Source organism: Sphaerisporangium corydalis (genome assembly GCF_025506355.1).
In the GTDB taxonomy this organism is placed as follows: domain Bacteria; phylum Actinomycetota; class Actinomycetes; order Streptosporangiales; family Streptosporangiaceae; genus Sphaerisporangium; species Sphaerisporangium corydalis.
Genome location: NZ_JANZYP010000102.1, coordinates 1 through 13,391 on the forward strand (window position 1 = coordinate 1; position 13,391 = coordinate 13,391).

Consider the following 13,391-nt stretch of genomic DNA (forward strand, 5'->3'; position numbering starts at 1 on the left):
GGACCCCCACCCTCTGCACCTCCGGGCCTCCCCACGCCTCCCCACGCCTCCGCCCTCTCGGGGCGGATCACCAAGGCGCCCCCTCCGCGTCGATGGTCGCCTCTTCCGCCGCCCTCTCCTCACCGTCCGTGGCGAGGGCCGGTGGTGACATTTTGACAAAACGGTCGCTTGCTTTGTTGATTTGACCCCCTTGCTCGCCGCGAAAAGGACGATATGTATCGTTCTTACGTCACGGTGATCGAGTATCGGAGGCCCGTCAGTGACCGAATCGCCCTCGCCCGGTACCGGCACGAGGGGACCCGGCCTGGTGGTCGCGGTGCTCGCGCTGTGCGGGATCGTCGTGTCGCTGATGCAGACGATCGTGGTGCCGCTCATCCCCGACCTGCCCCGCCTGCTGCACACCTCGGCCTCCGACGCCTCCTGGGTGATCACCGCCACGCTGCTGGCCGCCGCCGTCTGCAACCCCGTCAGCGGCCGGCTCGGCGACCTGTACGGCAAGCGGCGCGTGCTGCTGGTCAGCCTCGGGATCATGGTGCTCGGGTCGGCGGTCTGCGCCCTGTCGAGCGGCCTGGTCCCCGTGGTCGCCGGGCGCGTGCTGCAGGGATGCGCGATCGGGGTGATCCCCCTCGGGATCAGCATCATGCGCGACGAGCTGCCCCCCGAGCGGCTCGGCTCGGCGATGGCCCTGATGAGCGCCACCCTCGGCGTCGGCGGGGCGATCGGGCTCCCGCTCGCCGCGTTCATCGCCCAGCACGCCGACTGGCACGCCCTGTTCTGGATGTCGGCCGGGGTCGGCGCCCTGGACCTGCTGCTCGTCGCGTTCGTCGTCCCGGAGTCGCCGCTGGGCGCCGCCGGCCGGTTCGACGTCCCGGGGGCCATCGGGCTCACCGCCGGCCTGATCTGCCTGCTCCTGGCGATCACCAAGGGCGGCGACTGGGGCTGGGGCAGCGGCCTCACCCTCGGCCTGTTCGCCGCCGCCGTGGTGATCCTGCTGCTCTGGGGCCTCATGGAGCTGCGGGTCCGCGACCCGCTCGTCGACCTGCGCACCACGGCCCGCCGCCAGGTCCTGCTGACCAACCTGGCCTCGGTCGTCGTCGGCTTCGCGATGTTCGGGATGTCGCTGGTGCTGCCCACGCTCCTGCAGAGCCCCACCGCGACCGGGTACGGCCTCGGGCTGTCGCTGGTCGAGGCGGGCCTGTGCCTGGCGCCGGGCGGCCTGGTCATGATGCTGCTGTCCCCGCTGTCGGCCCGCGTCTCGCGGCGCTGGGGCCCGAAGGTCGCGCTGATGCTCGGCACCGTCGTGATCGCCATCGGGTACGGCGCCACCCTCGGCCTGATGCGGTCGGCCTGGCAGGTGGTCATCGGTTCCTCGATCATCGCCGCCGGCGTGGGCCTGGCCTACGCCGCGATGCCCGCGCTGATCATGACCTCGGTGCCGCCGTCGGAGACCGCCGCCGCCAACGGGCTGAACGCGCTCATGCGCTCCATCGGCACCTCCGCCTCCAGCGCCGTGATCAGCGTCGTGCTGGCCCACATGACCATCACGCTCGGGCCGCTCAAGGTGCCCTCGCTGCACGGGCTGCAGGTGGCGATCATGATCGCGGGCGGGGTGGCCGTGCTCGGCGCGCTGATCACCAACTTCATCCCGGGGCGCGAGCGGCCCGCCCGCACGGCCGGGGGCCCGCTCTCCGACGACCTCGCCCACTCCACCGGCTGACCCGCCCCGCCGGCTGACCCGCCCCGCCGGGCGGCTCCGGCACCGGGCGGCTCCGGCACCGCCCGGCCGCCCGGGGGGTCCGGGCCGTCAGCCGGTGACGCCGGGGATCCAGGACGTGCCCGCGAGGGGCACCCGGGCCATCGCCGCCGCCTCCACCGTCAGCGCGACCAAGTCGCCCGCGTCCAGCTCGTGGACCGAGGACTTGCCGCAGGCCCGGGTGAGCATGGCCGTCTCCATGGCCAGGGCGCGCAGGTAGTTGGCGACCCGCTCGGCGCCGAAGTCCGGGTCGAGCCGGTCGGCGAGCATGTCGTCCTGCGTGGCGATGCCGACCGGGCAGCCGCCCGTGTGGCAGGCCGTGCACGAGCCGGGGACGGTGCCGAGCGCGCGGTATCCGAGGCTCACGTCCGCGCCGGTGTCGTCGGAGGGGGAGTTGCAGCCGAGCGCGACGAGCGCCGCGACCCCGACCGACACCGCGTCCGCGCCCAGGGCGAGCGCCTTGGCCACGTCGGCGCCGCTGCGGATCCCCCCGGAGATCACGAGCTGGACCTCGTCCTCGGCCGAGAGCCGGCGCAGGGTGTCGGCCGCCAGCCGGGTCGCCGCCAGCGTCGGGATGCCGGTGTGCTCGATGTAGACGTCCTGCGCGGCGCCGGTGCCGCCCTGCATGCCGTCGACCACGATCACGTCCGCGCCGGCCTCGACGGCGTGCCGGACGTCGGAGGCCACCCGCGTCGCGCCGATCTTCACGTACACCGGGATCCGCCAGGAGGTGACCTCACGCAGCTCCTCGATCTTGACGCGCAGCCCTTCGGGGCCGGTCCAGTCGGGGTGCCTGCTCGCGGAGCGCTGGTCCAGGCCCTCGGGCAGGTCGCGCATGAAGGCGACCGGCGTCGTGATCTTCTGGCCGAGCAGCACGCTGCCGCCGGCCGGGGTGGCGCCCTGGCCGAGCACGATCTCCACGGCGTCGGCCGAGCGCAGGTGGTCGGGATCGAAGCCGTACCGCGACGGCAGGCACTGGTAGACCAGCGTCTTGGAGGAGTCGCGCTCGTCGGGCGCCATCCCGCCGTCGCCGGTCGTCGTCGAGGTGCCGGCCATGGTCGCGGCCCGGCCGAGCGCCTCCTTGGCCCCGGCCGACAGCGCGCCGAACGACATCCCGGCGATCGTGATCGGGATGTCCAGCACGACCGGCTCCTCGGCGTGCCGGGTGCCGAGCACCGTGCGGGTCTCGCACCGCGAGCGGTACCCCTCCAGGGGCGCCGCCGACAGGCCCGCCGGCAGGATGAGCAGGTCGTCGAAGTCCGGGACGGCCCGCCTGGCGCCGCCGCCCCGCACCTCGCAGCCCCCGAGCCGGGCACGTTCCTGGATCTCCGCGATGGCACGCGGAGAGAAGGTGTGGCTCATCGATACGTCCCGTGGTCGTGGCTGTGGAGGTGGAAGAGCCGCCGGGTGGAGACGACCTTCGTCACGTCCGCGGGGGACACGTGGCCGAACCCGCACCCGTCCGCGAGGATCTTCACGAACCGCGCGTCGTGCTCGGTCATCTCTTCTATCACGGCGTCGGTGCCGAGGCCGGAGATCCGCCCGGCCACGTAGATGACCGCCTCGTACAGCGAGTCGCCGAGGCACGGCCCGGCGTCGCCGCCGACCAGGATGACGCCGGACTGGGCCAGCGTCCCGCAGTACGGCCCGACGTCCCCGCCGACCGCCAGCGTCGCGCCCTTGAGCGAGATCCCCGCGTGGGAGGAGCAGTCGCCGTCCACGGTCACCGTGCCGCCCCGGGCGGAGGCCGCGGCGCTCTGCCCCGCGGGGCCGCGCACGTGGACGGTGCCGGACATGAGGTTCTCGGCCACGCCGCACCCGGCGGGGCCGATCACCACCACCCGGGCCTGCTTGCCGAGCCCGCCCGCGTAGGAGCCCGCGGGACCGTCGATCTCCACCCGGACGGGGGCGTCCAGTCCCACCGCGAGGTTGTGCCGCCCGGCGGGGTTGGTCACGACGACCCTGCCGAACGGCAGGGCCTGAAGCGACCGGTTGATCTCCCGGGTGCTCATCGCGGTGGCGTCCAGTCTGACCCCGGTGCCGGGGTGCTCCCCTTGCCTTCCGGCCCGCTGGTCGGGCGGAAGCGGCAGGGACGTCATCGCGCCTCCTGTTGACAGCCTGCATCGGTGCCTGTCAGGAGTGAACCGGAACAATGTTGCCGATGTGGTGCTCGCGGATGACCACAGTGTTACTCGCTGGCCATATCCCGCCGGCGCCGGCCAGGGGCGGGGGGCTCAGCCGAGGTTCGCCCGGATCTGCCGGATGTGCTCGGGGGTGGTGCGGCAGCAGCCGCCGATGATCGAGGCCCCCGCGTCCCGCCACTCGCGGGCGGCGGCGCCGAACTCCACCGGGTCGGCGAGCCCCAGCCAGCGCCGGCCCTCGCCGTCCCAGGTCTCCCCGGAGTTGGGGTAGACCGCGATGGGGGAGCCGGTGATCCGGGCGATCAGGCTCTTGACGTGGCTCGGCGCCGTGCAGTTGACCCCCACGGCCACCACCTGCGGGTTCCCGGCGAACAGGGCGGCGCACTCCTCCATCGGTGTGCCGTCGCTGATGTGCCCGCCGTCCCGGCACGAGAAGCTCACCCAGGCGTTGACGTGCGGTGACTCCGCCAGCAGCCGCGCGAGCGCGCGCGCCTCGGCGTAGGAGGGGATCGTCTCGCAGGCCAGCATGTCCGCGCCGCTGTCGGCCAGCGCCTCCCAGCGGGGCCGGTGCCAGGCGAGCAGGCCGTCCTCGTCCAGGTCGTAGTCCCCGGTGTACTCGGCGCCGTTGGCCAGGTAGGCGCCGTAGGGCCCGACGCTGGCCGCGACCATGCCCCCGCCGGCCTCGTCCCGCGCCTGGGTGGCCAGCTCCACCGACAGCTGCACCAGCGCCTGGGCCTCGTGCACGTCGCGGCCCCGGCCCATGAACGCGGCGAAGCTCGCCTGGTAGCTCGCCGTGATCGCCACGTCGGCGCCCGCCGCGAAGTAGTCGCGGTGCGCCTGGAGGATGGCCTCGGGGTTCTCCATGAGCAGCCTGGCCGACCACAGCTCGTCGCCCAGGTCGCACCCCAGGGTCTCCAGGTGCGTGGCGAGGCCGCCGTCCAGGATCATGACATCGGTCTCATCGAGCGGGGAAGTCACCTTTGTACCTTATGTGGGGCGGCCGCCTCCGGGGGAGCGATGGCGTCCGGAGCCCGCGGGAGCCGGTACGGTGCAGGGGCGGGACCGGCGGCACGTGACCCAGCACACCCGCGCCGCCCGGTCCTCGTTGGTCGTACGGCGTCGGCAGCCGGGGGTGATTGTGTGCTTGTGGTGCACGGTGCCTGGACGGGCGGCGCGCTGGCCCTGTGGGCCGAGGACACCTCCCCACCCGAATCGACCTCCCCGCGTGGGGGCCCCTCACCCCGGGGTGGCGGCAGAGCCCACCCGTTCGCCGCGCCGGCGTCCGTGCTGGCCGCCGCGCTCGGAGAGGCCGCCGCCCGGGCCGTCCCCGCCGAGCTGACCCTGCGGCTGCCCGGCTCGGCCAAGGGCCCGCTGCCCTCGCCCGAGTCGGGGCTGCCGAGCGCGGCGCGCGCCCCCAGGCTCGCCGCCTGGCGCGTCCCCGCCCTGCTCGCCGGCCCCGCCGAGGCGCTCGCCTTGCTCGGGGCGCTGACGGAGCCCCCGCCCCCCGCGCCCGGCGCGCCCGAATGGGGGCCGGGCACCTCGCTCCGCTACCTCGCCGTGGTCGCCGAGCACGCCCGCGCCCTGGTCCGGCGCGGCCGGGTCCTGCCCCAGCTCGTGATCGAGGACGGCGCGCACGCCGCCCGCTGGAGGCCCGTGCTCACCGGCGCGGACGCGACCGCGTTCCGCGAGCTCGCCACCGCCATGCCCCCGGCCTGCCGCGCCGCCGGGCAGGGCTCCCCCTCGGCCCGCGTGCTGCGCGAGTCGCTCGCCGCCCTCGCCGACGGCGCGGTGCGCCTCGCGCTGCCCGACAGGCTGCTGCGCGGCGTCAGGCCCGGCCCCAAGAGCCCCCTGCCCGAGCGGTGGCTGTCCGCCCTCACCTCCGGCGACGCCGCCCTCCCCGGCGCCGGCGAACCCGAGGCGGCGGAGCTCGGCGGGGCGCTTCGCGAATGGCTCGCGGCGGCCCACCGGATGGACGGGCCCATCCGGGTCTGCTTCCGCCTGATCGAGCCCGAGGGCGACGCCGACGCCTGGGAGCTGGAGTTCGCGCTCCAGTCGGTCGAGGACCCCAGCCTGTACGTGCCCGCGTCCCGCCTGTGGGACGGCGAGCGCGTCCCCGGGCTGCCCAGGCGCTCGGACGAGATCCTGCTCGCCGGGCTCGGCCGGGCGGTGCGCCTCTGCCCCGAGCTGCACACCGCCCTGTACGACGCGCGGCCGTCCGGCATGACGGTGGACACCGCGTGGGCGTTCGGCTTCCTGCGCCGCGCCGCCCCGCTGCTCCAGGCCGCCGGGTACGGGGTCAGCCTCCCCGCCTGGGCGGGACGCAAGGGGATCGGCCTGCGGCTGACCACCCGCTCCCGCGCGGCCACCCCGTCCCGCGCGGTCGCCGGGCAGGGGTTCGGCCTGGGCGAGCTGGTGGACTTCCGCGTCGACCTGGCCGTCGGCGACCACACCATCAGCGAGGAGGAGCTGGAGGAGCTGGCCCGGCTCAAGGTGCCCCTCGTGCGGGTGCGTGGCCAGTGGGTGGAGCTGGACGACCGGCAGCTCAAGGCGGCGCTGACGGCGATCGAGCGGCGCAGGGCGGGCGAGATGACCGTGGCCGAGGTGATCGCGGAGGTGGTGGGCGGCGGCGACGAGGAGCTGCCCCTGGTCGCCGTGGACGCCGACGGCCCGCTCGGGGACCTGCTGTCCGGCGAGGCCGACCGGCGCCTCGCGGCCGTCGCCACCCCCGCCGCGTTCAACGGCGTCCTGCGGCCCTACCAGGAACGCGGCCTGTCGTGGCTGAGCTTCCTGTCCCGCGTCGGCCTCGGCGGGATCCTGGCCGACGACATGGGCCTGGGCAAGACCGCGCAGACCCTGTCGCTCCTGCTGGACGAGCGCACGGATGGGCCGGTGCCGCCGACCCTGCTGGTGTGCCCGATGTCGCTGGTCGGCAACTGGCAGAAGGAGGCGGCGCGGTTCGCCCCCTCGCTGCGGGTCTACGTCCACCACGGCGGCACGCGCAAGCGGGACGAGGAGCTGGCCGCCGCCGTGCGGGACGCCGACCTGGTCGTCACCACCTACGGCACCGCCCTGCGTGACGTCGGCACGCTCATGGGGTTCGCGTGGGGCCGGGTGGTGTGCGACGAGGCGCAGGCGATCAAGAACAGCGCCGCCCGGCAGGCCCAGGCCGTGCGCTCCATCCCCGCGCGCACGCGGCTGGCGCTGACCGGCACGCCGGTGGAGAACCACCTGGCCGAGCTCTGGTCGATCATGGAGTTCTGCAACCCCGGCCTGCTCGGGCCCGCCAAGCGGTTCCGTACCCGCTACCAGGAGCCCATCGAGGCGCGCGGGGACGAGGACGCGGCCAGGGCGCTGCGGCGCGCCACCGGGCCGTTCGTCCTGCGGCGCCTGAAGACCGACAAGACGATCATCTCCGACCTGCCCGAGAAGCAGGAGATGAAGGTCTGGTGCACGCTCACGCCCGAGCAGGCCAGCCTGTACCAGGCCGTCGTCACCGACATGATGGCCAGGATCGACGGCAGCGAGGGCATCGAGCGGCGCGGCAACGTGCTGGCGGCCATGACCCGGCTCAAGCAGGTCTGCAACCACCCCGCCCACCTGCTGAAGGACGGCTCGCGGCTGTCGGGGCGCTCGGGGAAGCTGGCGCGCCTGGAGGAGCTGGCGCAGGAGATCGTCGAGGAGGGCGACCGGGCCCTGGTGTTCACCCAGTACGCCGAGTTCGGGTCGCTGCTGCAGCCCTACCTGGCGGCCCACCTCGACCGCCCGGTGCTGTGGCTGCACGGCGGGCTGCCCAAGAAGAAGCGGGACGAGCTGGTCGAGCGGTTCCAGGAGGGGGACGAGCCGATGATCTTCCTGTTGTCGCTCAAGGCCGCGGGGACCGGGCTGAACCTCACGGCCGCCAACCACGTCATCCACGTGGACCGGTGGTGGAACCCGGCCGTGGAGGACCAGGCCACCGACCGGGCCTTCCGCATCGGGCAGACCAAGAACGTGCAGGTCAGGAAGTTCATCTGCGCCGGGACCCTGGAGGAGCGGATCGACGAGATGATCGAGCGCAAGAAGGCGCTGGCCGAGAGCGTGGTCGGCGCCGGCGAGGACTGGATCACCGGGCTGTCCACCGAAAGGCTGCGCGAGCTGTTCCGGCTCGGCCCCGAGGCGGTGAGCTGAGGTGCCGGTCGGCAAGGACGGCTGGTTCGAGGCCTCGGCGCCCATCCGGGTGGAGGGCGGCATCAGGGCGCGCGGCAGGCGCGGCACGATCGGCGAGCAGTGGTGGTCGCGCCGGTTCATCGACATCCTGGAGCGCGTGTGCGACTCCGGCCGGCTGAGCCGGGGCCGCGCGTACGCCAGGAAGGGCCAGGTCCTGCGGATCGACCTGTCGCCCGGCCTGGTCGGCGCCGCCGTCCAGGGGTCGCGTCCTTCTCCGTACGAGGTGTCGGTGCGGATCCCCGCGTACGGGGCGGACGACTGGGCGGGGATCGAGGAGGCCCTCGCCGGCCGGGCGCTGTACCGGGCGAAGCTGCTGGCGGGGGAGATGCCCCCGGAGATCGTGGAGGTCTTCGACGCGGTCGGGCTGCCGCTGTTCCCCGCCGAGCTGGACATGGAGTGCTCGTGCCCCGACTGGGGCTTCCCCTGCAAGCACCTGTCGGCCGTGCTCTACCTGCTGGCCGAGTCCTTCGACCAGGACCCGTTCCTGGTGCTCGCCTGGCGCGGGCGGGCCAAGGAGGACCTGCTGGACGCCCTGCGCGGGCTGCCGGGCGACGACGACGCCCCCGATCCGCTGCACGTCGACGACGTGCCGCTCGGTGAGCGGGTGAACGACTTCTACTCGGCCTCGGTGCCGCTGAGCCGGCTGCGTCCCCGGCCCGGCACGCCGGGCGCGCCCCCGGAACTCCTGCTGCGCGCGTTGGAGCCCCCGCCCGTCAAGGTGCGGCACATCCCCCTGCTGGACATCCTCCGCCCCGCCTACCGCGAGCTCGGCCCGCCCGCCTGAAGGCCGGCCTACTCCTGGTGGCGTACGGATCATTAGGCCATGCGATGGATCCGCGGAGCCGCCCTGTCGGGAATCGTTGGGGCGTGGACACGGAGAGGACAAGGCCATGAGCTATTCGGATCTTCAGGGCAAGGTCGCGCTGGTCACCGGCGGCTCGGGCGGCATCGGTGGTGAGGCCGCCCGGGTCCTCGCCGCTCAGGGCATGCGGGTGGTGGTGAACGGCCGCGACCCCGCCGCCATCGACGCCACGGTGAAGAGCGTCGAGGGTACGGCGATCGGCCTGGCCGCCGACACCACCGACTTCGCGGCCATCGAAGCGATGCGCGAAGAGACGGAACGGCGACTCGGCCCGGTGGACGTACTGGCGATCTTCGCCGGAGGCGGGACGGGCAGGCCGCGGCCGATCGACGAGACGAGCGAGGAAGACTGGCACGCCACACTGGACGCCAACCTGACCTCGACGTTCCTGGTCGTCAAGAGTTTCCTTCCCGGTATGCGGGAACGTCGCGGCGGCGCCATCATCACGATGTCGTCGCTGGCCGCCCGCACGCCGACCCCCGCCTCGGTGGCGTACACGGCGGCCAAGGCGGGGATAGTCGCGCTGACCCGGCAGCTGGCACAGGAGGTGGGCCCACTGGGCATCCGGGTCAACTGCGTCGCCCCGTCAACGATCATGACGGAGCGGCTGGAGGAGCGGATGCCGGCGGAGTTCAAGGATCGCATGCTCGCCGAGCACCCACTCGGCCGCCTCGGCACCCCGCTCGACGTGGCCAATCTGACCGCTTTCCTGGCTTCTGAGGCATCCTCGTGGCTGACCGGGCTCACCATCGACGTGGCAGGCGGCAAATGGATGCCATAGCCGACGCGGCAGAGGGAGAAGGCCGATGAGGAGGATCGCCGTCCACGGAGCCGGCGGCATGGTGGGCGGCCGGATCCCGCCGATGCTCCTGCGGTCTCCGCCCGCACTCCAGCCGGTCGGTCCCGTGGCGATGTACTTTTCATCGGGCCAGTGCCGGTCCTCGCCGGCGGGTGCTCGTATCGTCCATGGTCAGGGTGGACGAGAGCGGCCATGGCGGCCTGTCGTCGCCTCCCGGGACGGGAGTCGCGGCCGCGAGCCTGGTCGTGACGGCGGCCGACCGATACCGTCCGGACGGGCGCGTCAGAGCATGGAACCCGCGCGGTCGGCGTCGTACTCCGGTCATCTAAGGCGGAATGCGACCGGGTCGGGCGTGTTACGTGGATGCGCCCCGGATGCCGACGTAGCCCGTCCCTGGAGGCCGACTTGTCAGGAAATCGCTGGGCAGCTCGCGCGTTGCTCGCCATGTCCCTGCTCCTGCTCGCCCCCGTGACCGCGTTCACCCCACCGGCCGCCGCGACGACATCCCCATCCGTCCCGGCTCCGTCCGTCGCGGACAGGGGCGCGCCGGCACCGCGGGCCGCCGCCGTGCCGCTGGAAGAGATCAACGCGACCACCACCCAGGTCGCCTTCGGGCTGCGACGTCCCATAGCCATCGCCACACCCGACGATGGCACCGACAGGCTGTTCATCGCCGAGAAGCGCGGCACCGTGCGCGTCTATCACCCGGACACCGGTCTCGCGCAGGATCCGATCATCGACATCACCGCGTCGGTGGACGAATCCGGCAACGAGCGGGGGCTGCTCGGCATCGCCCTCGCGCCCGACTTCGCCCAGAGCCAGGACCTGTACCTCGCGTACACCGCGCTGCCGGACGGAGCGGTGACCCTGGCCCGATACCGGCTGGACGACGCGCGCCTCGAACCGTTGCTCTCCCAGGAGCACGCCGAGAACGACAACCACAACGGCGGCAATCTCGTCTTCGGCACCGACGGCTACCTGTACTGGAGCATCGGCGACGGCGGCGGCGCCGGAGATCCCTTCGATTCCGGGCAGCGCCTGGACACCCTGCTCGGCAAGATCCTGCGCGTCGACGTGAGCCGCAGATGCGGCTCCCTGGCCTACTGCGTTCCCGCGGACAACCCGTTCGCCGGCCGCGCGGGCGCGCGCGGAGAGATCTGGATGTACGGCGTGCGCAACCCCTGGCGCTTCTCCATCGATCGCGCGGACGGCTCGATGTGGATCGGCGACGTCGGCCAGGGCAGGTGGGAGGAGATCGACCACATCAAGGCCGGGCGGCAGGCCGGCGCGAATCTCGGCTGGTCGTGCTACGAAGGGCTGGAGGTGTTCGACCAGGCCCAGTGCCGGTCCGACGTCCAGTACACCAAGCCGGTCTTCACCTACTCGCCGTACACCGGCGGCTGCGCGGTCATCGGCGGACGTGTGTACCGCGGCGAGCGGTTCGCCGACCTGGTCGGAGGCACCTACATCGCCACCGACTACTGCTCCTCCACCGTGTGGGCGCTGCGCGAGGACGGCCGGGGCGGCTACCAGCAGGCCGAGATCGGCCAGATGCCCACGCAGGTCACCGCGTTCGGCACCACCACGAAGGGCGAGTTCTACGTCGTCAACGACCTCCCCGGCGGGCTGCACCGGGTGTCGTTCGAACGGGCCGCGCCGACCTGCCGGATCAACCTGACCAAGCAGGCCTGGGGCACCGGAATGACCGTCGACATCACCATCACCAACACCGGGACCACGCCGATCGACGGCTGGAGACTGGTGTTCCCCCTGGCACCCGGCCAGACCGTCATCTCGGACTGGAACACCGACCTCACCCAGGGCAGCAACGTCGTCGCCGCGGTGAACGCCTCGTACAACGGCTCCATCCCCCCTGGCCGCAGCGTCACCTTGGGCTACCTGGCCAGCCACACGGGTGACGCGTCCCTGCCGACCCGATTCACCCTCAACAAAGACACCTGCGCCATCGGCACCTGACCGGCACCGCCCCGGCAAGATGGAGCGCCCCAGGGCACGAGCAGCGGCCACAGCCACGGAAGCCGACCGTGTCGTACCGCCGCCGTACGCTACATGGCGATGGTTACACGAGGTGTACAAGGCGCTTACCAGGGCGCGCTCCGGGCGTTCCAGAATCCGATGCTGGCAGAAAGGGAGCGCCGAGTGATTCCCGTGCACGGGACTGGTGCCCGGGCCCTGCGGTGCTTCTGAGTGGCAACGCAGGTGGTGCGAGCACATCATGTCGGCGGATTCGCGCGAATCGTGAAGTGCTGAGTGGTCAATGGATGCCGCAACTGTGCCGACGAATGCTTTGACGTTTTCGTCAGGGCAGTGCTCTACTCCCTGCCGTGACGACTCTGACGAAGCTTCAGCCCGCCCCTGTCATCGACGAGACAGCCCGGCTGCTGACCGAGCACTACGTTTTCCCTGAGATAGCCGAGCAGCTCGCCGGCCTGCTCCAGCGACGCCTCGCCGAGGGCGCCTATGACGTCGACGGTGCCGAGGAACTCGCCCGTCTGGTCACCGTGGACCTGCAGTCCGTCAACGACGACAAACACCTGAGACTGAAGCACCACGCCGACCCGGTCTCCCCCGAGCAGGGCGCGGCGACCCTGGACTCCATCCGCCGGGACTTCGACACCTCGCTGGGCGGTGCGCCCCGGGTGGAGTTGCTCGACGGAGGGGTCGCCGTGGTGGAGCTGGCGCCGATGCTGTTTCCGCTGGAGTGGGCCGCCGAACCGCTGAGCGCCGCGCTCACCCTGGCCTCCCGAGCCCAGGCGCTGATCGTGGACCTTCGCGCCAACCGGGGCGGCGACCCGGACACCGTCGCCTTCGTCTGCAGCTACCTCCTGGACGAGCGCACCCACCTCAACACCATGTACTGGCGCCGCGGCGAGCGCAGCGAGCAGTCCTGGAGCCTTCCGCATGTTCCCGGCGCGCGTTTCGGCGGCAGCAAACCGTTGTACGTGTTGTCCAGTGACAGCACCTTCTCCGCCGCTGAGGAGCTGGCCTACGACCTGCAACAGCTCGGCCGCGCCGTTGTCGTCGGCGAGCCCACCCGCGGCGGCGCACACCCGTGCAAAGGCTGGACCGTGCACCCCCACCTGGAAGCCACCATCCCCACCGGCCGCGCCATCAACCCCGTCTCCGGCGCGAACTGGGAGGGCACCGGTGTGCAACCGGACGTCCCTTGCGCCGCGGCCGAGTCCCTCGACCAGGCGCACGCACTGGCCCTCGCCCGGCTGGCGGACTGACACGGTGTGACCCGGGGCGCCCGTCGGGGGATGAGCGGAGGGAAAAGTCCCGCGCGTCCCGCGGTGGCGTGGTCGGCGGTGGCCGGGCGGGGGGCGGGCCGTGATCTCGCGGGGGAGGGCCCATGGCTGCTCACGGCCTTATTCGCATTGAAGTGATACCGCGCGGAATATCGGTCGCGAATGACCGGATAAGCGGGTACATTAATGAGAGAGCGCTCTCTCTGAACCTCGGTGACCGGCCGTCCGCGCATGCGGGTGGCCGGCGGGGACGCCAGGGTCGGGCGGGCGTTCTCGCGGTGGTGGCGGGGCCGGGGGGGCCCCCCCCCCCCCCCCCCCCCCCCCCGGGGGGGGGCCCCCCCAAGGTGCCCGAGCACCCGGA

Annotated in this window: 9 protein-coding genes; 6 read left to right on the forward strand and 3 right to left on the reverse strand. The window is 72.8% G+C overall.

Annotated features, from left to right (window positions below; translation table 11 throughout):
* Window positions 1-259 precede the first annotated feature (259 nt).
* Window positions 260-1,717, forward strand: coding sequence for an MFS transporter (locus tag NYZ98_RS39510; protein WP_262850350.1), 1,458 nt, complete (start codon window positions 260-262; stop codon window positions 1,715-1,717).
* An 87-nt stretch (window positions 1,718-1,804) separates the two neighbouring features.
* Here the strand turns inward: NYZ98_RS39510 and NYZ98_RS39515 are convergent, their stop codons facing one another.
* The 3 genes from NYZ98_RS39515 to mmuM all read right to left on the reverse strand — a co-directional run bounded on the left by NYZ98_RS39515 (window position 1,805) and on the right by mmuM (window position 4,872).
* Window positions 1,805-3,115, reverse strand: coding sequence for an FMN-binding glutamate synthase family protein (locus tag NYZ98_RS39515; RefSeq protein ID WP_262850352.1), 1,311 nt, complete (start codon window positions 3,113-3,115; stop codon window positions 1,805-1,807).
* Window positions 3,112-3,852, reverse strand: coding sequence for a GltB/FmdC/FwdC-like GXGXG domain-containing protein (locus NYZ98_RS39520; protein WP_262850354.1), 741 nt, complete (start codon window positions 3,850-3,852; stop codon window positions 3,112-3,114). The genes NYZ98_RS39515 and NYZ98_RS39520 overlap by 4 nt, the downstream gene beginning before the upstream one ends.
* A 135-nt stretch (window positions 3,853-3,987) precedes the next feature.
* Window positions 3,988-4,872: a homocysteine S-methyltransferase gene (gene mmuM, locus NYZ98_RS39525; RefSeq protein ID WP_262850356.1), complete on the reverse strand. Its 885-nt coding sequence runs from the start codon at window positions 4,870-4,872 to the stop codon at window positions 3,988-3,990.
* Window positions 4,873-5,034: 162 nt separating this feature from the next.
* On the opposite strand from mmuM, the gene NYZ98_RS39530 reads away from it, so the two are divergent.
* From NYZ98_RS39530 to NYZ98_RS39550, 5 genes are all read left to right on the forward strand, one after another.
* Window positions 5,035-8,061 (forward strand): DEAD/DEAH box helicase, encoded by a 3,027-nt coding sequence (locus tag NYZ98_RS39530; protein WP_262850358.1) that lies wholly within the window; start codon window positions 5,035-5,037, stop codon window positions 8,059-8,061.
* A 1-nt stretch (window position 8,062) separates the two neighbouring features.
* The gene (locus tag NYZ98_RS39535) at window positions 8,063-8,884 is read left to right on the forward strand and encodes an SWIM zinc finger family protein (protein WP_262850360.1); all 822 of its coding nucleotides are present in this window, start codon (window positions 8,063-8,065) and stop codon (window positions 8,882-8,884) included.
* 106 nt (window positions 8,885-8,990) lie between these two features.
* Window positions 8,991-9,743 carry an SDR family NAD(P)-dependent oxidoreductase gene (locus NYZ98_RS39540; protein ID WP_262850362.1) on the forward strand — a complete coding sequence of 251 codons (753 nt, stop codon included), beginning with the start codon at window positions 8,991-8,993 and terminating at the stop codon, window positions 9,741-9,743.
* Window positions 9,744-10,166: 423 nt separating this feature from the next.
* The gene (locus NYZ98_RS39545) at window positions 10,167-11,738 is read left to right on the forward strand and encodes a PQQ-dependent sugar dehydrogenase (RefSeq protein WP_262850364.1); all 1,572 of its coding nucleotides are present in this window, start codon (window positions 10,167-10,169) and stop codon (window positions 11,736-11,738) included.
* A 368-nt stretch (window positions 11,739-12,106) separates the two neighbouring features.
* Window positions 12,107-13,012 carry a S41 family peptidase gene (locus NYZ98_RS39550; protein WP_262850366.1) on the forward strand — a complete coding sequence of 302 codons (906 nt, stop codon included), beginning with the start codon at window positions 12,107-12,109 and terminating at the stop codon, window positions 13,010-13,012.
* Window positions 13,013-13,391 lie beyond the last annotated feature (379 nt).

Coding starts and splice junctions, on each gene's coding strand:
- NYZ98_RS39515 (WP_262850352.1), bottom strand. CDS start 3,115: ATGAGCCACACCTTCTCTCCGCGTGCCATCGCGGAGATCCAGGAACGT.
- NYZ98_RS39520 (WP_262850354.1), bottom strand. CDS start 3,852: ATGACGTCCCTGCCGCTTCCGCCCGACCAGCGGGCCGGAAGGCAAGGG.
- NYZ98_RS39540 (WP_262850362.1), top strand. CDS start 8,991: ATGAGCTATTCGGATCTTCAGGGCAAGGTCGCGCTGGTCACCGGCGGC.